Genomic DNA, 24,589 nt, shown 5'->3' on the forward strand with positions numbered 1-24,589 from the left:
CCGACATGAACATGAGGGGGATACGAGGCGAGCGGGACCCGGAGCCGTCGCGCCCCGACGACACGGGAGCGGGACCGGACGCCGGCGGACACGTCGGCCGTAACGCGGGATCACGCGCCACCAGCCATGGTGGAGGTTCAGGTGTCGCCGGTCGTGGCAGTGGGTCGGGGGCCGTCGGGGTCGGCGGTCATTCCGGTGTTGGGGCCGCTGTTCGGAGCGTTGCCGATCGCCGGGCCGGCGCAGGGCTCGCCTCGGGCGTGCGGACCGGTCTGCGGTGGCAGTTGAGCGCGGCGATCGCGCTGGTCGGCGCGCTTGTGGCGATCGCGCTCAGCCTGGTCGTGCACAACGCGGCGCGTGTGTCGATGCTCGACAACTCGCGCGACCTCGCCGACGAACGTATCCAGGTCGCCCAGCGCATGTACGAGTCCGGCCGCCCGCTGAAGTCGGGCGCCTTCGGGGTGAAGCTCGACGACCCCGACATCCCGAAGGACCTGCTGGCCAAGGTCGCGGAGGGCCGCCGGGCCACGTACGTGTCCGAGGGCGAGAACGGCGTGCCCGACATATGGGCGGCGGTCCCGCTGAAGGATAACCGCGTCCTGTCGCTGCACACCGACTTCACCGACCACAGCGCCGCCGTGATGAGGGACCTCGACCAGGCCCTGCTGATCGGTTCGATCGCGGTCGTCTTCGGCGGCTCGGCCCTCGGTGTGCTCATCGGCGGCCAGATGTCCCGTCGGCTGCGCAAGGCGGCAGCCGCCGCGCACCAGGTGGCGAAGGGCGAGACGGACGTACGTGTGCAGGACGCGATCGGCGGTGTCGTGCGCGACGAGACCGCCGAGCTGGCGCGGGCCGTGGACGCCATGGCGGACACCCTGCGGCAGCGCATCGAGGCGGAGCGCCGGGTGACGGCGGACATCGCCCACGAGCTGCGGACCCCGGTGACCGGCCTGCTGACGGCCGCGGAACTGCTCCCCCCGGGCCGCCCCTCCGAACTGGTCCGGGACCGGGCCCAGGCGATGCGCACCCTCGTGGAGGACGTACTGGAGGTGGCCCGGCTCGACGGGGCCTCCGAGCGGGCCGAGCTGCAGGACATCATGCTGGGCGAGTTCGTGGCCCGGCGGGTGGCGGCGAAGGACGCGGGGGTACGCGTACAGATCGTGCACGAGTCGGCGGTGACGACGGACCCCCGCCGCCTCGAACGCGTCCTCCTCAACCTCCTGGCCAACGCGGCGAAGCACGGCAGACCACCGATCGAGGTGTCCGTCGAGGGCCGTGTCATCCGGGTCCGCGACCACGGCCCCGGTTTCCCCGAGGACCTTCTCGCCGACGGCCCCCGCCGATTCCGCACCGGCGCCTCCGACCGCGCCGGCCAGGGCCACGGCCTCGGTCTCACCATCGCCGCCGGGCAGGCCCGTGTCCTCGGCGCCCGCCTCACCTTCCGCAACGTCCGCCTGGCCGGAGTCCCGGACGACGTACCGGCGGAGGGCGCGGTCGCCGTGCTCTGGCTCCCGGAACACGCCCCCACGAACACGGGAAGCTACCCGATGCTGCCGCTCTCGGGCGACGCTTCGAACTGACCGCCTTCAAGGGGCGCGGGGAACCGCGCGACCAACCCCGACGGACCGGCACCCGCCAACCAACCCGAACACACCGAGCCATCAGGCGCTCAGAGGAGCCGAAGGGGCACAGCCCCCGAGGACGGGAGGGTACGGGCGGCGGAGGCGCATGACGCGCTGCCGCCGTCAGACAGCCACCGCCTCCTTGGCCCCGGCCGCCGCATCCCCGCACGTCGGCCTGTTCGTCCTCCGAGACGTCGAAGGCGACCCCGAGGACAAGCGCGAGGCTGTCCTGGAGGTCGCGATCGACCTGGTGACACAGGCACACGGCGGCACCCAGTCCTCCTGAACGCCGATACCGATGCCGACGGCAACGCCGGTGCCGGTGCCGGTGACAGTGGCGATGCCGGTGGCGGTGGCGGTGGCGGTGGCGGCACTGACACCGGTGCCGTAGGGAAATGACTCCCCAGGCCCCCTTCGCCGGCTCGGCTCAGATGGTGACGCCCTTGGTGCGGAGGAAGGCGACCGGGTCGACGGCGGAGCCGTATTTCGCGGTCGTACGGATCTCGAAGTGCAGGTGCGGCCCGCTGGAGTTGCCGGTGTTGCCGGAGAGGGCTATGCGCTGCCCGGTCTTGACGATCTGGCCGGCCTTCACGTTGACCTTCAGGAGGTGGGCGTACTGCGAGAACGTGCCGTTGCCGTGCTTGATGACGACGGCGTTGCCGTACGCCGGACCGTCACCGGCGCCGTTGCCGCCGGCCTTCACGACGGTCCCGCCGTGCGCGGCGACGACCGCCGTACCGCTCTTGACGGCGAAGTCCTGGCCGCTGTGCTTGGCGGACCACAGGTTCCCGGCCTGCGCGAACCGCGCGCTCAGCTTGTAGCCCTTGACGGGGCTGACCCAGGAGGCCGCCTTCTTGGCGGCGGCGGCCTGGACGGTGCCGGTACCCGCGGCCTGCACGGCACCCGAGGCCTGAGCACCGGCGGCCACCGCGGCTCCGGCCCCCAGCACACCCGAGACCCCCACCCCGACGGCCACCACGGCCGCCCGGACACGGAGCTGGGACATACGGGAACGGGGAGTGCGAACACGCTGCGACATGGATACCTCACGGGGACGGGGAAAGGGACTGCGCCTCGGCGGACACGGCCTCGACGCACACGAATCCCACCCGGCACACATCCGCGACCGCCGAATGGGACACCCCTTGGTACCCCCACTCCCCGAAACACCTCAAACGTGTGACCTACGACAGAACTTCGTACTCCGCCGTAAATCGCCCTACTTCTTGACAACCACCCCCAAACACACCCCTACCTGCACTCCACGGCCACACCTCTTCACTCCTGGAACCAAAAGTCCGTTCTGCCTGCTGAAGTTCGCCCACTATTCCCCCTAGTACCGGACAAAACCCCTGTGCGGCATGTCACCGGGCCCCAACATCAAAGAGCCCGGGAATGTGACGCGGGCTACGCTGCTTTCCTGCCGCTCCGGTAACGGCCGCACACCGAAAAAGGGGCTGCCCCAGGACCGAAGTCCTGGGGCAGCCCCTTCCGCTCAAGCCGAGCGCAGCGGTTACGCGTCCTTGCTCAGGTTGGGCCCGGCGCCACCCGCCGCCTGCTCGATCGGCGGGACGTCCGGCAGCGCCGCCTTCTCCTCACCCCGGAAGGTGAAGGTCCTGTCGTCGCCCTCGCCCTCGGTGTCCACGACCACGATGTGGCCGGGGCGCAGCTCGCCGAAGAGGATCTTCTCGGAGAGGCTGTCCTCGATCTCGCGCTGGATGGTCCGGCGCAGCGGCCGGGCGCCCAGCACGGGGTCGTAACCCTTCCTGGAGAGCAGTTCCTTGGCGGACGGGGAGAGCTCGATGCCCATGTCCCGGTCCTTCAGGCGCTCGTCGACCTTGCCGACCATCAGGTCGACGATCGCGAGGATGTCGGCCTGCGTCAGCTGCGGGAAGACGACCACGTCGTCGACGCGGTTGAGGAACTCGGGCCGGAAGTGCTGCTTCAGCTCGTCCGAGACCTTGTTCTTCATGCGCTCGTAGTTGGACTTCTTGTCGCCCGAGGCCGCGAAGCCCAGGTTGAAGCCCTTGGAGATGTCCCGGGTGCCGAGGTTGGTCGTCATGATGATGACCGTGTTCTTGAAGTCCACGACCCGGCCCTGGGAGTCGGTCAGGCGACCGTCCTCCAGGATCTGCAGCAGCGAGTTGAAGATGTCCGGGTGGGCCTTCTCGACCTCGTCGAAGAGGACGACGGAGAACGGCTTGCGGCGGACCTTCTCGGTCAGCTGGCCGCCCTCTTCGTAGCCCACGTATCCGGGGGGCGAACCGAAGAGACGCGACACCGTGTGCTTCTCGCTGAACTCCGACATGTCGAGGGAGATCAGCGCGTCCTCGTCACCGAAGAGGAACTCGGCGAGCGCCTTGGACAGCTCGGTCTTACCGACACCGGACGGGCCGGCGAAGATGAAGGAACCACCGGGGCGCTTGGGGTCCTTGAGGCCCGCGCGCGTACGGCGGATCGCCTTCGACAGCGCCTTGACGGCGTCGACCTGGCCGATGACCCGCTTGTGGAGCTCGTCCTCCATGCGGAGCAGACGCGAGGACTCCTCCTCCGTCAGCTTGAAGACCGGGATGCCGGTGGCGGTCGCGAGGACCTCGGCGATCAGCTCGCCGTCGACCTCGGCGACGACGTCCATGTCGCCGGCCTTCCACTCCTTCTCCCGCTTGGCCTTGGCGGCCAGGAGCTGCTTCTCCTTGTCGCGGAGGGAGGCGGCCTTCTCGAAGTCCTGCGAGTCGATCGCGGACTCCTTGTCCCGGCGGACACCGGCGATCTTCTCGTCGAACTCGCGGAGGTCCGGCGGAGCGGTCATCCGGCGGATACGCATCCGCGAACCGGCCTCGTCGATCAGGTCGATCGCCTTGTCCGGCAGGAAGCGGTCCGAGATGTACCGGTCGGCCAGCGTGGCCGCCTGGACCAGGGCCTCGTCCGTGATCGAGACGCGGTGATGCGCCTCGTACCGGTCGCGCAGGCCCTTGAGGATCTCGATGGTGTGCGGGAGCGAGGGCTCGGCGACCTGGATGGGCTGGAAGCGGCGCTCCAGGGCCGCGTCCTTCTCCAGGTGCTTGCGGTACTCGTCCAGCGTGGTGGCGCCGATGGTCTGCAGCTCACCGCGGGCCAGCATCGGCTTCAGGATGGAGGCCGCGTCGATGGCGCCCTCGGCGGCACCCGCACCGACCAGCGTGTGGAGCTCGTCGATGAACAGGATGATGTCGCCGCGGGTCCGGATCTCCTTGAGGACCTTCTTCAGGCGCTCCTCGAAGTCACCGCGGTAGCGGGAGCCGGCGACCAGCGCGCCCAGGTCGAGGGTGTAGAGGTGCTTGTCCTTGAGGGTCTCGGGCACCTCGCCCTTGACGATGGCCTGCGCCAGGCCCTCGACGACGGCGGTCTTGCCGACGCCGGGCTCACCGATCAGGACCGGGTTGTTCTTGGTGCGGCGGGACAGCACCTGCATGACCCGCTCGATCTCCTTCTCGCGCCCGATGACCGGGTCGAGCTTGGACTCACGGGCGGCCTGGGTGAGGTTCCGGCCGAACTGGTCGAGGACCAGGGACGTCGAGGGGGTGCCCTCTGCGGGGCCGCCGGCGGTGGCGGTCTCCTTGCCCTGGTAACCGGAGAGCAGCTGGATCACCTGCTGCCGCACGCGGTTGAGATCAGCGCCCAGCTTGACCAGGACCTGGGCGGCGACGCCCTCGCCCTCACGGATCAGGCCGAGCAGGATGTGCTCCGTGCCGATGTAGTTGTGGCCCAGCTGAAGGGCCTCGCGGAGCGACAGCTCCAGGACCTTCTTGGCACGGGGGGTGAAGGGGATGTGGCCGGACGGGGCCTGCTGCCCCTGCCCGATGATCTCCTCCACCTGCTGGCGGACCGCCTCGAGCGAAATCCCGAGGCTCTCCAGGGCCTTAGCGGCGACACCCTCACCCTCGTGGATCAGGCCCAGGAGAATGTGCTCGGTGCCGATGTAGTTGTGGTTGAGCATCCGGGCTTCTTCCTGAGCCAGGACGACAACCCGCCGCGCGCGGTCGGTGAACCTCTCGAACATCGTTAATCGCTCCTCAGAGCGGTCAGGCAGTAAGGGGACGCTCCCCTCGCTGTCCTTCCGCAGCTTAGTCCCGCGAGCGGGGACCGCTCATTCCAACTGCCGACACCGTCGATGGCCTCCTGACCCCGAACGCCGACATCTGCTCCAACCCGATGGTGCGAGACGATGTTCCCGCAGGCCAGGCAGTTACCCCCGCCATCAGTACGCCGATGGCGAACGCGAGACGGCCTTTCCTGCGTGTCGCCCCCTCCCACTAGGGATGTCTTACCCGTAGGCACTGACACTCCATGCCGGATGCACCGGTTCCCTCCGCTAAGGGCGAACATCCTTGCGTCGCCGCACACCGTGGAACACCCCCTTTCCCGGCGCTCTTCGCATCCGCGCCAACACCCAGCGTAACTCCGGGGTCCTTCGCACGGTTGCTCCTGACATGACCATCGTCCCCCTTCCCCGCCGTCCGCTCGACCGGAGCGACGCCTCGGGCGACATCCGGTGCGACGCGGTGCGGCACTGGTACGAGAACGATCTCGGTTGGGCGACCGTGCCCGGGACGCCCGTACATCTCCTTACGGGCCTGCGCTTCGATGTGCTCGACGCGCCGGCGGAAGCGGGGATCGCGGCGCTCAGGCACCTGGGCCCGGTCCCGGGGCCCGGCTCGCCGGTGGCCCTGCACGGAGCGCGGATGCGGATCCTCGTCGCGGCGGGCAGCGCCGAGGAGCTGCCGGGGCTGCTGCAGTGGCTGGACTGGGGCGGCCTCGACCTGGACCTCGCAGCCGTCGGAACGGGCGGTCACATGGCGGCGCCGACGCCTCGGGGCGGGGCCGGAAGGCTCGGGGACGCGCGTCGGGCAGCCGGATCACAGGGGGCCGCCGCGTGGTTGCGGCCCCCCGAGCCGGGGCGCGAGGTGGAATCCTCGCTGCCGACGATGTCGGCGTTGGGGGGCGGTGAGGGCGCCCCCGACCTCGTACGGGTGGTGGACACGGTGGCGACGCACTGCCACCGCGTCCGGCTGCGGCACACGAGCACCGGGCCGTCGGAGTGTCAGCCGTTGGCCTTCTCGTAGGCCTCGCGGATGGAGGCGGGGACGCGGCCGCGGTCGTTGACCTCGTAGCCGTTCTCCTTCGCCCAGGCGCGGATGGCCGCGGTGTCCTGGCTGCCGCCGGAAGCGGCACGGGCCTTGCCGCGCCCGCCCGAAGCACGGCCCCCGGTACGCCGACCACCCTTGGCATAGGGCTCGAGAAGACCGCGAAGCTTGTCCGCGTTGGCGGTCGTGAGATCGATCTCGTACGTCTTGCCGTCCAGCGCGAACGTCACGGTCTCGTCCGCCTCGCCGCCGTCGAGGTCGTCGACAAGAAGGACCTGAACCTTCTGTGCCACTGGATTTCCTTTCATCGATAACTTCAGGGCCGAGGGCCTGCGGCGTGCGCCGCTGTTTCGCGTCCCCTGTTATATGCAGTACTGCAGTACGTCGGAAAGCAAACCGCTTTTCCAGGAAAAACACAAACCCCTGGGAGAGACCGGGGAGAGGATGCGGAGAGGGCGAGGAGCCCGGGGAAGACCGGAAACGTGCGCGTTTCGGACATAGGCCACCGGGGCAAGGCGACCCTCACCGGGAGAGCTCACCGGAAGACCTCGGGAAGACCTCGGGAAGCGGATGACCTCTCGGGAATAGGTCTCCTCCGGCGATCACAGATGCAGAAGCATCCGGCTGTTGCCCAAGGTGTTCGGTTTCACTCGTTCGAGACCGAGGAACTCCGCGACGCCCTCGTCATAGGAACGCAGCAGCTCCGCGTAGACATCGGTGTCGACCGGAGTCTCGCCGATCTCCACGAAGCCGTGCTTCGCGAAGAACCCGACTTCGAAGGTCAGACAGAAAACCCGGCGAACACCCAGCCAGCGAGCGGTGTGCAGCAACTTCTCCAGCAACTGGTGCCCGACGCCGAGCCCCTTGGTGTCCGGGTCCACCGCGAGAGTGCGGACTTCCGCGAGGTCTTCCCACATCACGTGCAGCGCCCCACAACCGACGACCTCCGCGCCGGAGCCGGCGCCCCGTTCCGCGACCCAGAACTCCTGGATGTCCTCGTAAAGCGTCACCGTCGCTTTGTCGAGCAGGATGCGGCGCTGGACGTACGAGTCGAGGAGGCGACGCACGTGCGGGACATCGCTGGTCCGAGCCCGCCTGACGGTGATGGCTTTCGTGGTGGCTTCGGGACTCGTTGCTGACATGAGCGGACGCTATCGCCCGGGGCGATCCGGGGATTCGCCGGGGGTCTCCTGTGTTTCGCCGGACGATTCGACGGATTCGCCGACGGTTTCGGCGGCCGGGGCGGCGGGCGCGGCCGGTTCGGGTTTGACGGCCTCGGGGCCTTGCACGATGCGTACGGCGTCGGTGAGCGCCTGGCGCTGTTCCTCGCTCATCATCCCGAAGAAGGCGACGAGAGCGGCGGCGGGGTTGTCGCTCTGCGACCAGGCTTCGTTCATCAGTGCGGCGGCGTAGGCGGCACGGGTGGAGACCGCCTCATATCGATAGGCCCGGCCTTCCGCCTCACGGCGCACCCAGCCCTTCTGATGGAGATTGTCCAGAACGGTCATCACCGTGGTGTACGCGATGGACCGTTCCCGCTGCAGGTCTTCCAGGACTTCTCGAACGGTGACCGGGCGGTTCCACTTCCACACCCGCGTCATGACCGCGTCTTCGAGTTCTCCCAAGGGGCGAGGCACAGTTCCGCACGATATCCGGAACAGGGGAACAAAAAGGGCGTACGACTCGAAAAGCACACAAGTCGTACGCCGATGGGGGTGCGTGGCGTCAGGCGCCGGTGTCCCGGGAGTCGGGGCCGTCGGCCTGGCGGGCGTTCTCCGCGCGCGCGAGTGCCGCGTCGACGACCGCGTCCTCCTTGGCCTTGTTGGGGCCGCCCTGGGTCTTCACGATCACCCTGATGACACCGATGAACAGCACGGCCATCACGAAGGGGGGCAGCAGCGCGGAGACGTAGTCCATGGGTCCAGGGTAGCCAGGGCTAGACGGCGGCCAGTTGTCGGGGCGGGTTCGCGGGCGGGGCCGCCGGTTTGCGTTTGGGCGGGAAGACCTCGCCGGGGGTGGGGACGGGGCGGCGGGCCGGGCGCGGGGCCTCGGGACGGGGCACGGGGCCGGGCTTCTCGGCGGGACGGGCCGGGCGGGACGGCTTCGGCTCGTCCCGTTCTCCGGCGCCGCGCGCGCGTGTGCCGTGCTCGGACAGGCCGCCGGGGAGGGCGGTCAGCCGGAGCCGGGAGCGGGAGGCGGGGACGACGACCGCCGAGGTGGCCGCGCGCCCCGCGAAGCGGGCGCGGATGTCCTGTTCGACGAGCGGGCGGCAGCGCTCCAGGAGGGCCGTCGCGGCGGGGTTGCCGCGCAGGGCGCGCAGGGCGGCGAGGTCGTCCGGGCGAGGACGGTACCCGGCGTCCAGGGCCTGCGCCAGGAGCGCCGCGTAGCCCGTGACCGTGCCGGGGAGCGCGGCGCGGTAGCGGGCGAGGTCGGCCAGCAGGAAGGCCCTCAGACGGGCGTCCTCGCGGGTCGCCTCGTCGACGGACTCGGCGAGCCGGAGGCAGTCCTGCACGTCCTCCGCCGAAGCGGGACTGGGGTTCAGGGCGAGGGCGAGGGCACGACGGAGCACACGCAGCTCCTCAGCGCCGAACGCCATGCCGCCGCGGGTTCCGTGGGGCGTGGGCATGCGGCGACGATACGCGCTAATCAGACAAAAGAGATGCGCTGGGAGTGCGTGGCGTGAGGGGACCACCCGGCTGGGGGTGCGCTCGTCGGCTGGGGGCCGGTGCGGGCTTCTCGCGGGGTTCCCCGTGCCCGTTCCAGGGGCGCGGGGAACCCCGCGCACCACCACGGAGCGCGCGCGGGGGGGCACCTCACGAGAATCCTCAGAGACGGGACATGTTCCGCTCGTACACCAGCCGCAGCCCGATCAGCGTCAGCCACGGCTCGTGCTCGTCGATCACGGAGGACTCGCCCAGCACCATCGGCGCCAGACCGCCCGTCGCGATCACCGTCACGTCCTGCGGGTCGTCGGCCAGTTCGCGGACCATGCGGCTCACGACACCGTCGACCTGCCCGGCGAACCCGTAGACGATGCCCGCCTGCATGGCCTCGACCGTGTTCTTGCCGATGACACTCCGCGGCCGGGCCACCTCGATCTTGCGAAGCTGCGCACCCTTCACACCGAGCGCCTCCACGGAGATCTCGATACCGGGGGCGATGACCCCGCCGACGTACTCGCCGCGCGCACTGACCGCGTCGAACGTCGTGGCCGTACCGAAGTCGACGACGATCGCCGGCCCGCCGTACAGCTCGACGGCGGCGACCGCGTTGATGATGCGGTCGGCGCCGACCTCCTTGGGGTTGTCCGTCAGGATCGGCACGCCCGTCTTCACACCCGGCTCGACGAGAACCGCCGGGACGTCGCCGTAGTAGCGGCGGGTCACCTCGCGGAGCTCGTGCAGGACCGACGGGACGGTGGCGCAGATCGCGATGCCGTCGATGCCGTCGCCCAGTTCCTCGCCGAGGAGCGGGTGCATGCCCATGAGGCCCTGGAGGAGGACCGCCAGCTCGTCGGCGGTGCGGCGCGAGTCCGTGGAGATGCGCCAGTGTTCGACGATGTCCTCGCCGTCGAACAGACCGAGCACGGTGTGGGTGTTGCCCACGTCGATCGTCAGCAGCATGGCCCGTCCCCGTCCCTACTCGGCCGCGCGCAGGTCGAGGCCGATGTCCAGGATGGGCGACGAGTGGGTCAGGGCGCCCACCGCCAGGTAGTCGACGCCCGTGTCCGCGTACGCCTTCGCGTTGGTGAGGGTGAGGCGGCCCGAGGCCTCCAGCAGCGCCCGGCCGGCGACGACGGCCACGGCCTCCTCGCACTCGATCGGCGTGAAGTTGTCCAGGAGGATCAGGTCGGCGCCCGCGTCGACGACCTCGCGGAGCTGGTGGAGGGTGTCGACCTCGACCTCGATGGGCACCTCGGGGAACATCTCGCGCACGGCCTCGAACGCCTGGCCGACTCCGCCTGCGGCGACCACGTGGTTGTCCTTGACGAGGGCCGCGTCGGACAGCGACATGCGGTGGTTGACTCCCCCGCCGCAACGGACCGCGAACTTCTCCAGGGAGCGCAGCCCCGGCGTCGTCTTCCTGGTGTCACGCACCTTCGCCTTCGTGCCCTCCAGAGTGTCCGCCCACGCGCGCGTGGCGGTCGCGATGCCGGAGAGGCGGCACAGGAGGTTCAGGGCGCTGCGCTCGGCGGTGAGGAGGTCGCGGGTGGCGCCGGTGACGCTGAGGAGCTTCTGGCCGGCCTCGACGCGGTCGCCGTCGTCGACGTGGCGCTCGACCTCGAACTCGTCGGAGCAGGCCACCGAGAGGACCGCCTCGGCGACCCTGAGACCCGCCACGACGCCGCCCTCGCGGGCGGTGAAGTCGGCGGTGGCGCGGGCGTCCTCGGGGATGGTCGCGACCGTGGTCACGTCCACGCCCTGGTCGAGGTCCTCCTGGATGGCGACGTTGGCGATGTCCTCGACCTCCACGGGGTCGAGTCCGGCGTCGGCCAGGAGCTGGGCGAGCGCGGGGTCGAGCCCGCACTCCGCGTATTCGGCGTAACCCTCGTCTGAGATGCCTTCGTCGGCGCCGCAGGCGCAGCCGTCGCCGCAGCCGCCGCTCTGGGCGAGGGGAAGGTCGGGAGTACTCACGTCTGTCACTGCTCCTGCTGGTGCTGCCGGGTCGGGGGAAGTCTGCGGTATCGGTGGTGCGTACGGCGAGCGTCCGGTCCGGATTCAGCCGTACGACGATGTGGCGGCGCCAGTCGGTGTCGTCGCGCTCGGCGTGGTCCTCGCGCCAGTGGCAGCCGCGGGTCTCCTCGCGCAGCCGGGCGGCGGTGACCAGGACACGGGCCACGCACAGGAGGTTGGTGACCTCCCAGGTGTCGACGCCGGGCTCGGCCGTCTTGCCGTTCTCGGCGAGGGCGTCCCGGGCCTCGGCGTGCAGCCGGTCCAGGGTCGCGGCGGCGGTCGCCAGGGACGCCTCGGAACGCAGGACACCGGCGCCCTCCGTCATGGTCCGCTGGATCGCGAACCGTATCTCCGGGGCGAGCAGCGGGTGCGCCGGCGTCTCCCCGTACGGGACGGGCTGGGGCACGCGCGCGTGGAGGCCGTTCCCGGCGTGTCCGGCGGCGATGTCGACGGCGATGCGCTCGGCGTAGACCAGGCCCTCCAGGAGGGAGTTCGAGGCGAGCCGGTTCGCGCCGTGGACGCCGGTGCAGGCGACCTCACCGCAGGCGTAGAGGCCGGGGACGGTCGTGCGGCCGTGGGAGTCGGTGCGGACGCCGCCGGAGGCGTAGTGGGCGGCGGGGGCGACCGGGATGGGCTCGGTGACCGGGTCGAGGCCGTGGGCGCGACAGGTGGCGAGGATCGTCGGGAAGCGGTGCCGCCACATGTCGGCGCCGAAGTGCCGTGCGTCCAGGTACATGTGTTCGGCGCCCTGTTCCTGCATGCGGCGCATGATGCCCTTGGCGACGATGTCCCGGGGTGCCAGTTCGGCCAGTTCGTGCTGGCCGACCATGAAGCGCGTGCCCTCGGCGTCGACCAGGTGGGCGCCCTCGCCGCGTACCGCCTCGGAGACCAGCGGCTGCTGGCCCTCGGCGTCCGCGCCCAGGAACAGCACGGTCGGGTGGAACTGGACGAATTCGAGGTCGGAGACCTCCGCGCCCGCGCGCAGGGCGAGGGCCACGCCGTCGCCGGTGGACACGGACGGGTTCGTGGTGGCGGAGAAGACCTGGCCCATGCCGCCGGTGGCGAGGACCACGGCGGGGGCGTGGACGGCTCCCACGCCGTCGTGCTGGCCCTCGCCCATGACGTGCAGGGTGACGCCGGCGGTGCGACCGTCGGCGTCGGTCAGCAGGTCCAGGACGAGCGCGTTCTCGACCGTGCGCAGGCCCGCCCGTCGCCCGCCACCACCCCTGGCCGAGAGCGCTTCGCGCTCGCTCCTTCCCATTGCGCGGACGGCCCCGACGAGGGCCCGGGAGATCTCGGCGCCGGTGGCGTCGCCGCCCGCGTGGGCGATACGGCGGCGGTGGTGGCCGCCCTCGCGGGTCAGCTCCAGGCCGCCTTCCTCGGACTCGTCGAAGCGGGCGCCGGTCGCGATCAGGCGGCGCACGGCGTCGGGGCCCTCCGTGACGAGCAGCCGTACCGCCTCCTCGTCGCACAGGCCCGCGCCGGCCACCAGGGTGTCGTCCTGGTGCTGTTCGGGGGTGTCGCCCTCGCCGAGGGCCGCGGCGATGCCGCCCTGGGCCCAGCGGGTGGAGCCGTCGTCGAGTCGGGCCTTGGTGACGACGACCGTGCGCAGGCCGGCGGCCTCGCAGCGCAGCGCGGCGGTGAGGCCGGCGACGCCCGAGCCGACGACCACGACGTCGGCGGCGATGGACCAGCCCGGTGCGGGCGTGTGCAGTCGTATGCCTGTGCTGGTCACGAGGCGGCTCCGAAGGTCAGGGGGATGTTGTCGATCAGCCGGGTCGCCCCCACCCGGGCCGCGACGGCGAGGACGGCTTCACCGGTGAAGTCGTCCGGGATGTCGGTGAAGTCGGCCGGGTCGACCAGGGCCACGTAGTCCAGGGTGATCGGCGGCTTCATGCGCAGGGCCTCGTCGAGGACGAGGCGGGCGGCGGCGCGGACGGCGGCCGGACCGCCGGGCACCGCCTTGGCCATGGCGTGCGCGTCGGCCGCCGCGCGGGACTCGCCGATCGCGCTGAGGGCCTCGGCACGCGCGCGTGTGGCGGGGACCTCGCGGGCACGCGCGCGCAGCGCCTCCTGCGCGGCGTGCCGGTCGCGGCCCGCGAACAGGGCCTCGGAGAGGGCGAGGGCGGTGCGGCGCTCCTCGGTGGACAGGTACCGGTTGCGGCTGGACAGGGCCAGTCCGTCGGGCTCGCGGACGGTCGGTACGGCGACGATCTCCACGCCGAAGTTCAGGTCGCGGACCATGCGGCGGATCAGGGCGAGCTGCTGGGCGTCCTTCTGCCCGTAGAGCGCCACGTCGGGGCGGGTGAGGTGGAGGAGCTTGGCGACGACGGTGAGCATGCCGTCGAAGTGGCCGGGGCGGGCGGCGCCCTCCAGGCGCTCGCCCATGGGGCCCGCGGTGATGCGGACCTGGGGCTCGCCGCCCGGGTACACCTCGTCCACACCGGGGGCGAACACGACGTCCGCGCCCGCCTGCTCGGCGAGCTTCACGTCGGCGTCCAGGGTGCGCGGGTAGCGGTCGAGGTCCTCGCCCGCGCCGAACTGGAGGGGGTTCACGAAGACGGTGACGACGACCTCCCCCGTGCCGTCCGCGATCTCGCGCGCGGCGCGGATCAAGGTGGCGTGGCCCTCGTGCAGGGCGCCCATGGTCATCACGACGGCCCGGCGTCCCGCACGCGCGCGTGCGTGCAGTTCGTCGGCGGTGCGCAGCACGGTGGTGGTCATCGGGCGTTCCCTTCGGACCCGTCGGTCCCGTCGGCTCCGCCGGTTCCGTTCGTCCCGCCCGCGAGTACCCCGAGAAGGTCCTCGGCTAGCTCCGGCTTGAGCAGACCGCGGGCGAGTGCCCGGTCGGCGGTCGCGCGGGCCATCGCCAGATACCCGGCGACGGTCGCGGGGGCGTGTGCGCGCAGCTCGGCGACGTGCGCGGCGACCGTGCCCGCGTCGCCGCGTGCGACGGGGCCGGTGAGTGCCGCGTCCCCGGAGCGCAGGGCGTTGTCCAGGGCGGCGCCCAGGAGCGGGCCGAGCATACGGTCGGGTGCCTCGACGCCGGCCGTGCGCAGCAGCTCCATGGACTGGGCGACCAGGGTCACCAGGTGGTTGGCGCCGAGGGCGAGAGCCGCGTGGTAGAGCGGCCGGTTCGCCTCGGCGATCCACTCCGGTTCGCCGCCCATCTCGATGACCAGCGCCTCGGCGGCCAGCCGCAGCTCGTCGGGGGCCGTGACCCCGAAGGAGCATCCGGCGAGCCGCTGCACGTCCACCTCGGTCCCCGTGAACGTCATCGCGGGGTGCAGCGCCAGCGGCAGCGCCCCGGCCCGCAGCGCGGGGTCCAGCACTCTCGCGCCGTACCGCCCCGAGGTGTGCACGAGCAGCTGCCCCGGTCGCACCGAACCGGTCTCGGCGAGGCCCTCCACGAGGCCCGGCAGGGCGTCGTCCGGGACGGTCAGCAGGACCAGGTCCGCGTGGCGCAGCACGTCGGCCGGGGACATCAGCGGCGCCTCGGGCAGCAGTTCGGCGGCCCGCCGCCGGGAGGCGTCGGAGACGCCGGACACGGCCACCGGGCGGTGTCCCGCGAGCCGCAGCGACGCCGCCAGCGCGGGGCCGACGCGGCCGGCGCCGACGACCCCGACGGTGAGCCGCGCGGGGCGGTCCTTCGGCTCTGGTTGCTGGAATGTACTCACTCGGTGGTGGCCTTCCCGTTCCAGTCCGCTCTGGGTACCGGACGATTTCTCGTCATGTTAACGCGATTGGTTCGAGGGGTGTCCGGTCGTCCACAGGCTGTGGGTTTTCTTGGGCCGCCGCCATCGCCCGTGCCGATGGCCCAGGCACGGGCCGCCGGCGGGAAATCCGGGTACCGGACGGGGGCCCGCACGGGATGATCCGGGGATGGGCGAGACGGCGGAGACGGCGGAGACCACGGAGACGGCCGCAGAAGCGGAAGCGGAAGCGGAGTCCCCGGCCGCACTGCGGTACGAGCGGCGGCGGACCGCCCACCGGGCCGCCGGGCGGGTGCTGTCGCGGACGAGTGCGCTGGCGACGATCCGGGAGCGGCTGGCGCTGCTGGACGGGGCCGGGGACGTGTACGACCTGGACGAGCCGGCGGACATCTACGGCAACGGGGTCACGAGGCCCTGGAGGAGCGGACCGCCGTGCTGCTCGGCACGGAGGCCGCCGTGTTCTTCCCGACCGGCGCGATGGCCCGGCAGGTGGCCCTGCGCTGCTGGGCGGCCCGCACCGGGAACCCGACCGTCGCGCCGCACGCGCTCGCCCGTCCCGAGGTACCTGATCGGCATGCTTTCAGCCAGGTCAGCAGCTTGCGTCCGGTCCGTCTGACGAAGGGGCCGTTGATCCACAGCAGCGTGTCAGCACCCCAACGGGCGTGGATCACCCAGGGGTCACGCTTTCTGTGGCTCGACGGTGGTCGGCGGTCCGCGAAGCTCAGCCCTGACCGCCCGCCCGTACCAGGCCCGTCTCGTAGGCCAGGACGACCACCTGGACGCGGTCGCGCAGGCCCAGTTTGGTGAGGATGCGGCCGACGTGGGTCTTGACGGTGGCCTCGGAGAGGACCAGGCGGGCGGCGATCTCGCCGTTGGAGAGGCCCTGGGCGACGAGGATCATGACCTCGCGTTCGCGATCCGTGAGACGTTCCAGCTCCTTGTGCCGGGGTTCCGATCCGGTGCTGGGGAGCATCGGGGCGAACCGGTCGAGCAGGCGCCGGGTGGTGGAAGGGGCGACGACGGCGTCGCCGCTGTGGACGGAACGGATCGCGGTGAGCAGTTCGCCGGGCGGCACGTCCTTGAGCATGAAGCCGGAGGCGCCGGCCTTCAGCCCGGAGAAGGCGTACTCGTCGAGGTCGAAGGTGGTCAGGATGAGCACCTTCGGCGGGTTGGGGTCCGAGCAGATGCGGCGCGTGGCCTCGACGCCGTCCAGCTTCGGCATACGGACGTCCATGAGGACCACGTCCACGGCGGTGGACCGCACGACCTGCAGGGCCTCGACGCCGTCGCCCGCCTCCGCCACGACCTCCATGTCCGGCTGGGCCGCCAGCACCATCCGGAACCCGGTGCGCAGCAGCACCTGGTCGTCGACGAGCATTACGCGGATCGCCATCGGGGTCCTCTTCCGTGTCCGTAACAGGTGTCAGCGAGTGGCATGGCTGTGTCAGTGTGCGGGTTTCAGGGGAAGCAGGGCGCTGATCCGGAAGCCGCCGCCGGGGCGGGGGCCCGCGTCCAGCGTGCCGCCGACCATACCGACGCGCTCACGCATCCCGATGAGGCCGTGGCCCTGGCCGTCGACGCCGCCCTCCTCGTACAGCTCGTGGGGCGCGCCCTTGCCGTCGTCCTCGACGAGCAGGCCGAGGCCGTCGTCGAAGTAGACCAGCCGGACGCTCGCACCCGTGTTGGGGCCGCCGTGCTTGCGGGTGTTGGTGAGGGCTTCCTGGACGATGCGGTACGCCGTCAGCTCCACGCCGCTGGGCAGCGGGCGCGGGGTGCCCTCGATCCTGAAGTCGACGGGCAGACCGGCGACGCGGCACTGCTCGACGAGGTCGTCGATCTGCTCGACGTCGGGCTGCGGGACGTACTCGCCGACCTCCTGGTGCTCACCGGTGCGCAGGACGCCGAGCAGCCGGCGCATCTCGGCGAGGGCCTGGCGGCCGGTGGAGGAGATGGTCTCCAGGGCCTTCTTCGCCTGGTCGGGGGCAGCGTCGAGGACGTACGCGGCGCCGTCGGCCTGGACGACCATCACGGAGACGTTGTGCGCGACGACGTCGTGCAGTTCGCGGGCGATCCGGGCGCGCTCGGCGGCGACCGCCACCTTGGCCTGCGCCTCCCGCTCCTTCTCCAGCCGGGCGGCGCGCTCCTCCAGCTGCGCGAAGTACGCGCGGCGGGTGCGCAGGGAGTCGCCGAGCACCCAGGCCAGTGCGAACGGCACGGTCAGGACCACCGCGAGCACCGCGTTGCCCAGCGTGCTCGTCTCCTGCGAGGTCCAGCGCAGCTGCGCCAGCGAGGCCGCGCAGAGGCCGCCGCCCAGGGCGAACCAGGAGGCCCAGCGGGCGCCGTTCGCCGCGACCGTGTAGATGACCACCAGCATCGCGAAGTCGGCCGGGATTCTCGGCACGTCCAGGATCAGCTGCGCGATACCCGCCGCGGCGGCCAGCATCAGCACCTTCTCGGGCATGCGGCGCCGCAGCGCGATCGACAGACACAGAGCGAACGAGATCACCACGAACGCGGTCTCGTTCATGTCCGTCGCGTAGTCCGGGTCGATCGCTCCGCTCGCCAGGGTCATCCCGAGCAGGACGAGGGCCCAGAAGCCGTCGACCCATGTCGGGTGTCTGCGGAGGAAGTCATAGAGGCGCTGCACGTAACCCAGCGTAGGGAAGCGCGTGGTGTGCCGGGGTCAACCGGAGGGCCGATCCGTGACCGGCCCAGGTACTCCCCAAGGTGGAGGCGCCTAGCCTGTGACGGTGACGGATCGTCCACGAACTCCGGAGAGTGCGTTGTCCTGCCACTGCGGGTCACCCGTGGCTGGTCCCGCCCACCCGGCGGAGCCGCACGGGTCGCAGCCCCGCGCCCGTGGTGCGGCGGGACCCTGGCTCTGCTGGCGCGCCGCGACCCATGAGGCCCTGTACGGGCCCGGCGGGTTCTACCGGCGGACGGAGGGGCCCGCCGGGCACTTCCGTACCTCCGTGCACGTCTCCCGGCTCTTCGCCGCCGCCGTGGCGCGGTTGCTGTGCCGGGTGGACGAGGCGTTGGGGCGGCCGGACGGGCTGGGGTTCGTGGACATGGCCGCCGGGCGGGGAGAGCTGGTGAGCGGGGTGCTGGCCACGCTGCCCGCCGAGGTCGCCGCCCGCACGCGCGCGTACGCCGTCGAGGTCGCCGACCGGCCGCCCGGTCTCGATCACCGCGTCGCGTGGCTCGGCGAACCTCCGACGGGGATCACCGGGCTGCTGTTCGCCAACGAGTGGCTGGACAACGTGCCCGTGGAGGTCGTCGAGGTGGACGCGGCGGGCGTACCCCGGCTGGTCCTCGTACGGGAGGACGGCGGTGAGCTGCTCGGGGAGCCCGTCGGCGGGGAGGAGGCCCGATGGCTGGCCCGGTGGTGGCCGCCGGGCCCGGAGGAGGGGCTGCGGGCCGAGGTCGGGCTGCCCCGGGACCGGGCGTGGGCCGCCGCCGTGGCGGGCGTCGACCGGGGGCTCGCCGTCGCCGTCGACTACGCGCACCTCGCCGCCGCCCGGCCGCCCTGCGGGACGCTCACGGGGTTCCGGGAGGGACGGGAGACCACGCCGGTCCCGGACGGCTCGTGCGACATCACCGCGCATGTGGCGCTGGACGCGTGCGCGCTGCCGGGGGCGCGGCTGCTCACCCAGCGGGACGCCCTGCGTGCCCTGGGAGTCGACGGCGGGCGCCCGCCGCTGTCCCTGGCGACCTCCGACCCGGCGGCGTACGTTCGGGCCCTCGCGGGCGCCGGCGAGGCCGCCGAACTGACCGCGCCGGGCGGGCTGGGCGACTTCGGGTGGCTCGTCCAGCCGGTCGGGATTCCGGACCCACTCGGCACGACCGGCGCTTCCCTCACCTAGCCCTACTTGTCGACGTCCCCCACCACGAAGAACAGCGAGCCCAGGATGGCCACCATGTCGGACACCAGGGTCCCCGGCAGGAGTTCGGTGAGGGCCTGGATGTTGTTGTACGAGGCGGAGCGGAGCTTCAGGCGGTACGGGGTCTTCTCGCCCCTGCTGACGAGGTAGTAGCCGTTGATGCCGAGGGGGTTCTCGGTCCAGGCGTAGGTGTGGCCCTCGGGTGCCTTGAGGACCTTGGGGAGGCGCTGGTTGATCGGACCGGGCGGGAGTGCGGCGAGACGGTCGAGGCAGGCGTCGGCGAGGGCGAGGGAGTTGTGGGCCTGCTCCAGGAGGCACTCGAAGCGGGCGAGGCAGTCGCCCTCCTCCCGGGTGACGACCCTGAGGACGTCCTGGAGCTCCCCGTACGCCAGGTACGGCTCGTCGCGCCGCAGGTCGAGGTCGACGCCGGAGGCGCGGGCGATCGGACCGCTGACGCCGTACGCGTGGACGGTCTCAGGGGAGAGGACGCCCACGCCCCGCGTACGGCCCCGGAAGATCTCGTTGCCGATGACCAGGTCGTCGAAGACGCCCAGGCGGGAACGGACGTCCGCGACGGCGCCGCGCGCGCGTGACGTCCAACCCGCCGGGAGGTCCTCCTTGAGGCCCCCGACGCGGTTGAACATGTAGTGCATACGCCCGCCGGAGATCTCCTCCATGACGTTCTGGAGTTCCTCGCGCTCCCGGAACGCGTAGAAGACCGGGGTGATGCCACCGAGCTCCAGCGGGTACGAGCCGAGGAACATCAGGTGGTTCAGGACCCGGTTCAGCTCGGCGAGGAGGGTGCGCATCCAGACCGCGCGCTCGGGGACCTCCATGCCGAGCATGCGTTCGACGCCGAGGACCACGCCGAGTTCGTTGGAGAAGGCGGAGAGCCAGTCGTGGCGGTTGGCGAGCATGATGATCTGGCGGTAGTCGCGCGCCTCGAAGAGCTTCTCCGCGCCCCGGTGCATATAGCCGATGACCGGTTCGGCGTGCTGGATCCGCTCGCCGTCGAGGACGAGCCGCAGCCGCAGCACACCGTGCGTGGACGGATGCTGCGGACCGATGTTGAGCACCATGTCCGTGCTCTCGGCGGCACCGCCGATACCGACCGTCGTCTCTCTGGTCTCCGTCGGGGGAGTCATGGACACAGTCTGTCGTACGTACGCTGGCGGTATGGAGACGGGGACCTTGGAAGACGGCGCTGAGCGCGCGGAGGGCGGGCCGGCCTGGACCGGACTGCCGCGTGGGCTGTTGCGGATGAGACGACTTTTGCTGGTGGTGTGGCTGGGACCGATAACCCTCGCCACGGCCCTTCTGCCGGGCTGGCTGGCCGGACCCGCCTGGGCGGCCTTCGCGCTGTTGCCGCTGGGCCTGCTGTTGTGGGGCTGGCCCATGCTGGGCCGCAACTGGCGCTCGTGGCGGTACGCCGAACGGGCGGACGACCTGTTGATCAGCCGGGGGGTGCTCTGGCACGAGGAGACCGTCGTGCCGTACGGCCGCATGCAACTCGTCGAGGTGACCTCCGGCCCCGTCGAACGCCACTTCGGCCTGGCGAGCGTCCAGCTCCACACCGCCGCTGCCGCCACCGACGCCCGCATCCCGGGCCTCGCCCCCACCGAAGCCGAACGCCTGCGCGACCACCTCACCCAACTGGGCGAGGCCCGATCGGCAGGCCTGTGACATGCCGACACACGCGGACGACGACGCGGTACGGGCGGGAGCACCGGGGGGACCGGGCGTTGAGCCGGGGCCGGGAGGCGAGCCGGGCCCGGCGCCCGAGGCGAAGACCGAGAGTGAGCCGGGTCTGATGCCGAAGCCCCCCGCCGAAGACCGGGCCGGCGAGAAACCCGAGGGCGAGAGCGGGGCCGAAGACCGGCCCGGCCGGGTGGCCGGGCCCGAGGTCGGTGGTGGGCCGGGCCAGGTGCCGGGGGTCGGCGTTGAAGGGCGGGCCGGCGGCGGGGCGGTCGTGGAGCAGCGGCTGCATCCCGTGACGCCGTTCCGGCGGGCGTGGGCGCCGGTGGCGGTGATCATCGGGTGGGCCTTTCATGATCCGGACGGGGCTCAGCGGCAGCTCACACGGCTCGATACGTCGACCCTGCTGATAGGGCTCGCGGTGTTCGTGCCGGCCGCCGCCCTGTACGGCTTCCTGACCTGGTGGTTCACCCACTTCGCGGTGACCGACAGCGAACTGCGCATCCGTACCGGCCTGTTGTTCCGCCGTACCGCCCACATCCGCCTCGAGCGCATCCAGGCCATCGACGTCACCCGACCGCTGCTGGCCCGGATCGCGGGCGTCGCCAAGCTCAAACTCGACGTCATAGGCACCGACAAGAAGGACGAGCTGGCCTACCTCGGCGAGGCCCACGCCCGCGCCCTGCGGGCCGAACTCCTCGCCCGCGCCGCCGGTTTCGCGCCCGAGACCGCGCACGAGGTCGGCGAGGCCCCCGTACGGCAGCTGCTGAGGATCCCGGCCGGCGTACTCGCCGTGTCGCTGGTGCTGACCGGCGCCACCTGGGGAGCCTTGACCGCCGCGATCGTCGTACCCTCCGTGCTGTGGTTCGCCACGGAGAGCGTGTGGACCGTCCTCGCGACCGCGCTGCCGCTGCTCGGTGCGGCCGGGGCGAGCAGCGTGGGGCGCTTCGTCACGGAGTACGACTGGACGGTCGGCGACTCCCCCGACGGGCTCCGCATCGACCACGGGCTGCTCGACCGGACCCACGAGACGGTCCCGCCCGGACGCGTGCAGACCGTACGCGTCGTCGAACCGCTGCTGTGGCGGCGACGGGGGTGGGTGCGCGTCGAGCTGGACGTGGCCGGGTCCTCGAACTCCGTTCTCATGCCGGTCGCGACGCGCGAGGTCGCCGAGTCGGTGATCGCGCGCGTGCTGCCCGGCGTGAGCGTGCCGGACGCCGCGGCCCTGACACGGCCGCCGGGGCGGGCGCGGTGGTGCGTGCCGCTGTGGTGGCGGGGATACCGACTCGCCGTCAGCGACACGGTGTTCGCCGCGCGGCACGGCCTGCTGCGGCGCCGGCTCGACCTTGTGCCGCATGCGAAGGTGCAGAGCGTACGGCTGTCGCAGGGGCCCTGGGAGCGGCACAAGGGCCTCGCCGACGTCCACGTCGACACCGGGGCCAACAAGACCGTGACCGCTCGGCTGCGGGACGGCGCGGAGGCTGCGGAGCTGTTGCGGGCGCAGGCGGAGCGGTCGCGGACGGGGCGACGGGAGGCTCGGCCGGATCGGTGGATGGCGTAGCGGCGGGACCCTTCGGGCGCCGGGTGCCTTCACGACGCTCGGCGCCTTGGGCGCCCGGCTGCTGGCGTGCCGGGCGCCCGGTGGCTGTGCCGGGCGCCCGGCGCCGCCGTCGGGCGGGGCGGGTTCCGCTCACCGGCGCGGCGCTTGCCGGTGCCGCCGCGCCCGCCCCCCGAGCGCGCCGCCCGCGCCCACCCCCGTGCGGCCCCAGCGGCACGACTCCCCTCAACCGAGTGCCGCAGGTACCGCGGCGGACGGCTGGACGGCTAGGCCCGCACTTCGCAGGTCGCCGAGAAGGTTCGCCGTAGCGGCCTCCGGGCCTGCGATCTCGACCGATCCGGACCGGCACGGCTCTCGCCGCTACGGTTCCGATCGACAAGTGATCGGCTATGACCGCTTGATCTTCACGATCGGGTGACCTGCGAAGTACGAGGCTAGGACGCCGCCGACCGCAGGCCCTGTACGTCGATCTGTTCCGTCTCGTCGTGGGCCGTGAGGTCGATGACCTGGCCGACGCCACGCGATGCCTCGTCGGGCCGCTTGAACCGCGCCTCGGACTCGGCCTTGTGCAGCACGAGGGCCTCCTGGCCGACCACGTCGGCGAGGTCCTCGTTCTGCACGGCCTGCAGGGCGTCCGCGTCCTTCTCCGTACCGAAGAAGTCGAACCCGCCCTCGACGGCCGTCCGCCGCTGCGGCGCGGTCGGGACGACGGCCACGGCGGTGGGCACCGCGAAGTGCCCGGCGGGCGGAAGGGCCGGCAGCGCGGGCACCGCCGACCGGGCCACCCGCTCCTCGGGCGCCGCCTCCTCCGGTTGCTCCGTCTCCCCCAGCCGCGTCGACCGCGTGGGAGCGGAAACGGCGGGTACGGGCTCGGCGCCCGCGCGCTCATGCCCGTCGGCCGCCACGGACTTTCCCGCCGCGTCGTCCTCCTCGGCGGTGAGCACCGGAACCGGCTCGTCCTCCGCCTCGGCGGAACGTCCCTGCCGAGTACCGCCACCCGTCGGCCCGTCCGGATCACCCTTCGGGGACGGCCCCTTGGGGGAACCACCCTTCGGTGCCTGCCCCTCGGCAGTCACATCAGCGGACTCGGCGGAAGCGGCGGCGGAGTCGCCGACCGGTACGTTGGCGGAGTCGCCGACCGGTACGTTGGCGGAGTCGCCGACCGGTACGTTGGCAAAGTCGCCCTCGGCCTCGGCCGCTTGCGACTCGACCGCGGCTACGGCACCGGTGCGGGTCTCGGCGTCGACCTCCGCCTCAGCCTCAGCGTCGTCCCCCGTCTCGATGTCGGCCCGGCTCTCGACGCCCACCACCGCGGCCCCGGACTCCACGTCGGCCTCGGCCGCGCTCTCGCCCGCCTCGGCCACGGCCTCGCCCGACCCCTCCGCCGAACCCCGCTGCGTGATGATCCGGTCCAACGCCGAGTTGGCGCGCAGGAAGAGCGAGGAGCCGGCGGGCGAGAACACCGCAGGGGCCGCGTTCCTCGCCCCGGTGCCCTCCTCATCGACCGCGCCCTCGGCATCGGCCCCGTCGCCGTCATCCTCGGCGGAATCCCCCGCCCCGTCGTCGCCCGACGCGGCCCGTGCCTTCGCCGCCTTGGACGCGGCCTCCCACGAAGCCCAGGGCGCCCCCGGCGCGGGAACCCCCTGCGGCGGCACCGGCGAAGCCTGGGCCGCCGCGCTGCCTTCGGCCGCCGGCAACGCCCGTGCCTCCTCGGGATCGGTCGCCTCGACCTCCAGCAGGCGGCGGCCTTCCAGTGCGCTGGCACGCTCGGTCTCGGCGGTGGCGTAGCGGCGCAGCAGCGCGGCGTGCTCGTTGCGGAGGTTGGCGAGTTCGGCGCGCTTGGCGCGGAGCTTGTGCTCCAGCTTGGTGCGCAGTTCGCGCGACTCGTCGAGGTCGGTCTCCAGTTCGGCGACCTTCTCCTCGTGGCGCCACTCGTCGCTCGCCCGCGCGCGCGTGAGGTCGGCGACGCGTTTGCCCGCCTCGACGTCCCAGCGGCGCATGACCGCCGCGCCCACGGTCGCGGTCGCCGCGGCGACCGCGGCGGTGACTCGGAGCACCGCCTGCTCGGAGAACACCCAGGGCCCGAGGGCGCAGACGAGCGAGACGCCTGCGATCGCCGTGGGGGGCAGCAGCCTGTGCAGAGGCGGAGAATGGCGGTGACGTCCACGTGGCATGGCCAGAAACTTACCGCGCGTAGGCGAATGATGGTGCCCCGGGCCGTAAAAACTCAGCCGTCCCCTAACCTCTCACAAGCCCTCACAAGCTCCCTCACCGCCGGTGCGCCAATGCGCCCACCGGCCACTCCTCTACTCGATCAACCTCATTGA

Annotated in this window: 20 protein-coding genes and 3 pseudogenes; 7 read left to right on the forward strand and 16 right to left on the reverse strand. The window is 71.9% G+C overall.

Going from position 1 to position 24,589, the window contains the following annotated elements:
• Window positions 1–5 precede the first annotated feature (5 nt).
• Together cseC and WBG99_RS14605 are read left to right on the forward strand one after the other, a co-directional pair.
• Window positions 6–1,577: a two-component system sensor histidine kinase CseC gene (gene cseC / locus WBG99_RS14600; RefSeq protein WP_338896728.1), complete on the forward strand. Its 1,572-nt coding sequence runs from the start codon at window positions 6–8 to the stop codon at window positions 1,575–1,577.
• Between the two features lie 202 nt (window positions 1,578–1,779).
• Window positions 1,780–1,905: pseudogene (locus WBG99_RS14605) on the forward strand (TetR family transcriptional regulator); the annotation flags it as partial.
• A gap of 141 nt (window positions 1,906–2,046) precedes the next feature.
• Here WBG99_RS14605 and WBG99_RS14610 read toward each other — a convergent pair.
• Together WBG99_RS14610 and WBG99_RS14615 are read right to left on the reverse strand one after the other, a co-directional pair.
• Entirely contained in the window at window positions 2,047–2,658 is a 612-nt protein-coding gene (locus WBG99_RS14610) for a M23 family metallopeptidase (RefSeq protein ID WP_338896729.1), read from the reverse strand.
• A gap of 474 nt (window positions 2,659–3,132) precedes the next feature.
• Window positions 3,133–5,658, reverse strand: a complete 2,526-nt coding sequence (locus WBG99_RS14615) for an ATP-dependent Clp protease ATP-binding subunit (RefSeq protein WP_338896730.1) — start codon at window positions 5,656–5,658, stop codon at window positions 3,133–3,135.
• A gap of 430 nt (window positions 5,659–6,088) precedes the next feature.
• On the opposite strand from WBG99_RS14615, the gene WBG99_RS14620 reads away from it, so the two are divergent.
• Window positions 6,089–6,721, forward strand: a complete 633-nt coding sequence (locus WBG99_RS14620; protein WP_338896731.1) for an SCO3374 family protein — start codon at window positions 6,089–6,091, stop codon at window positions 6,719–6,721.
• Here the strand turns inward: WBG99_RS14620 and WBG99_RS14625 are convergent.
• From WBG99_RS14625 to WBG99_RS14670, 10 genes and pseudogenes are all read right to left on the reverse strand, one after another.
• Window positions 6,700–7,035: an Lsr2 family protein gene (locus WBG99_RS14625; protein WP_338896732.1), complete on the reverse strand. Its 336-nt coding sequence runs from the start codon at window positions 7,033–7,035 to the stop codon at window positions 6,700–6,702. The two genes, WBG99_RS14620 and WBG99_RS14625, sit on opposite strands and share 22 nt — an antisense overlap.
• 309 nt (window positions 7,036–7,344) lie before the next feature.
• Complete coding sequence (locus WBG99_RS14630; protein WP_338896733.1) at window positions 7,345–7,884, reverse strand: amino-acid N-acetyltransferase; 540 nt, start codon at window positions 7,882–7,884, stop codon at window positions 7,345–7,347.
• 9 nt (window positions 7,885–7,893) lie between these two features.
• Window positions 7,894–8,379 (reverse strand): BlaI/MecI/CopY family transcriptional regulator, encoded by a 486-nt coding sequence (locus WBG99_RS14635; protein ID WP_338900345.1) that lies wholly within the window; start codon window positions 8,377–8,379, stop codon window positions 7,894–7,896.
• Between the two features lie 88 nt (window positions 8,380–8,467).
• Window positions 8,468–8,659 (reverse strand): hypothetical protein, encoded by a 192-nt coding sequence (locus WBG99_RS14640; protein ID WP_338896734.1) that lies wholly within the window; start codon window positions 8,657–8,659, stop codon window positions 8,468–8,470.
• A 19-nt stretch (window positions 8,660–8,678) separates the two neighbouring features.
• Window positions 8,679–9,338 (reverse strand): hypothetical protein, encoded by a 660-nt coding sequence (locus WBG99_RS14645; RefSeq protein WP_338900347.1) that lies wholly within the window; start codon window positions 9,336–9,338, stop codon window positions 8,679–8,681.
• A 229-nt stretch (window positions 9,339–9,567) separates the two neighbouring features.
• Complete coding sequence (locus WBG99_RS14650) at window positions 9,568–10,365, reverse strand: type III pantothenate kinase (RefSeq protein ID WP_338896735.1); 798 nt, start codon at window positions 10,363–10,365, stop codon at window positions 9,568–9,570.
• A 15-nt stretch (window positions 10,366–10,380) separates the two neighbouring features.
• A complete protein-coding gene (gene nadC, locus WBG99_RS14655; protein ID WP_338896736.1) occupies window positions 10,381–11,376 on the reverse strand; it encodes a carboxylating nicotinate-nucleotide diphosphorylase in 996 nt (331 codons plus the stop codon).
• Window positions 11,377–11,410: 34 nt separating this feature from the next.
• Window positions 11,411–13,150: pseudogene (locus WBG99_RS14660) on the reverse strand (L-aspartate oxidase); the annotation flags it as partial.
• Window positions 13,147–14,139 carry a pantoate--beta-alanine ligase gene (panC, locus tag WBG99_RS14665; RefSeq protein ID WP_338896737.1) on the reverse strand — a complete coding sequence of 331 codons (993 nt, stop codon included), beginning with the start codon at window positions 14,137–14,139 and terminating at the stop codon, window positions 13,147–13,149. The pseudogene WBG99_RS14660 and the gene panC, both read right to left, overlap by 4 nt.
• Complete coding sequence (locus WBG99_RS14670; RefSeq protein ID WP_338896738.1) at window positions 14,136–15,092, reverse strand: DUF2520 domain-containing protein; 957 nt, start codon at window positions 15,090–15,092, stop codon at window positions 14,136–14,138. Before WBG99_RS14670 ends, panC begins: the two co-directional genes overlap by 4 nt.
• 205 nt (window positions 15,093–15,297) lie before the next feature.
• On the opposite strand from WBG99_RS14670, the pseudogene WBG99_RS14675 reads away from it, so the two are divergent.
• Window positions 15,298–15,746, forward strand: a pseudogene (locus WBG99_RS14675) (threonine aldolase); the annotation flags it as partial.
• A 103-nt stretch (window positions 15,747–15,849) separates the two neighbouring features.
• Here WBG99_RS14675 and WBG99_RS14680 read toward each other — a convergent pair.
• Together WBG99_RS14680 and WBG99_RS14685 are read right to left on the reverse strand one after the other, a co-directional pair.
• Window positions 15,850–16,521 carry a response regulator transcription factor gene (locus WBG99_RS14680; RefSeq protein WP_338896739.1) on the reverse strand — a complete coding sequence of 224 codons (672 nt, stop codon included), beginning with the start codon at window positions 16,519–16,521 and terminating at the stop codon, window positions 15,850–15,852.
• Window positions 16,522–16,572: 51 nt separating this feature from the next.
• Complete coding sequence (locus tag WBG99_RS14685; protein WP_338896740.1) at window positions 16,573–17,775, reverse strand: sensor histidine kinase; 1,203 nt, start codon at window positions 17,773–17,775, stop codon at window positions 16,573–16,575.
• A gap of 262 nt (window positions 17,776–18,037) precedes the next feature.
• Between WBG99_RS14685 and WBG99_RS14690 the strand changes: the two genes are divergently transcribed.
• Entirely contained in the window at window positions 18,038–18,991 is a 954-nt protein-coding gene (locus WBG99_RS14690) for an SAM-dependent methyltransferase (protein ID WP_338900348.1), read from the forward strand.
• A gap of 2 nt (window positions 18,992–18,993) precedes the next feature.
• Here the strand turns inward: WBG99_RS14690 and WBG99_RS14695 are convergent, their stop codons facing one another.
• Window positions 18,994–20,160, reverse strand: coding sequence for an NADH-quinone oxidoreductase subunit D (locus WBG99_RS14695; protein WP_338896741.1), 1,167 nt, complete (start codon window positions 20,158–20,160; stop codon window positions 18,994–18,996).
• 25 nt (window positions 20,161–20,185) lie between these two features.
• On the opposite strand from WBG99_RS14695, the gene WBG99_RS14700 reads away from it, so the two are divergent.
• Together WBG99_RS14700 and WBG99_RS14705 are read left to right on the forward strand one after the other, a co-directional pair.
• Window positions 20,186–20,692, forward strand: coding sequence for a PH domain-containing protein (locus tag WBG99_RS14700; RefSeq protein WP_338896742.1), 507 nt, complete (start codon window positions 20,186–20,188; stop codon window positions 20,690–20,692).
• A gap of 127 nt (window positions 20,693–20,819) precedes the next feature.
• On the forward strand, window positions 20,820–22,265 hold the full coding sequence (locus WBG99_RS14705; protein WP_338896743.1) for a PH domain-containing protein: 1,446 nt from the start codon (window positions 20,820–20,822) through the stop codon (window positions 22,263–22,265).
• Between the two features lie 431 nt (window positions 22,266–22,696).
• Here the strand turns inward: WBG99_RS14705 and WBG99_RS14710 are convergent, their stop codons facing one another.
• Window positions 22,697–24,436, reverse strand: coding sequence for a hypothetical protein (locus tag WBG99_RS14710; protein ID WP_338896744.1), 1,740 nt, complete (start codon window positions 24,434–24,436; stop codon window positions 22,697–22,699).
• Between the last annotated feature and the right edge of the window lie 153 nt (window positions 24,437–24,589).

The sequence above is a fragment of the Streptomyces sp. TG1A-60 genome, from assembly GCF_037201975.1.
Taxonomy (GTDB): domain Bacteria; phylum Actinomycetota; class Actinomycetes; order Streptomycetales; family Streptomycetaceae; genus Streptomyces.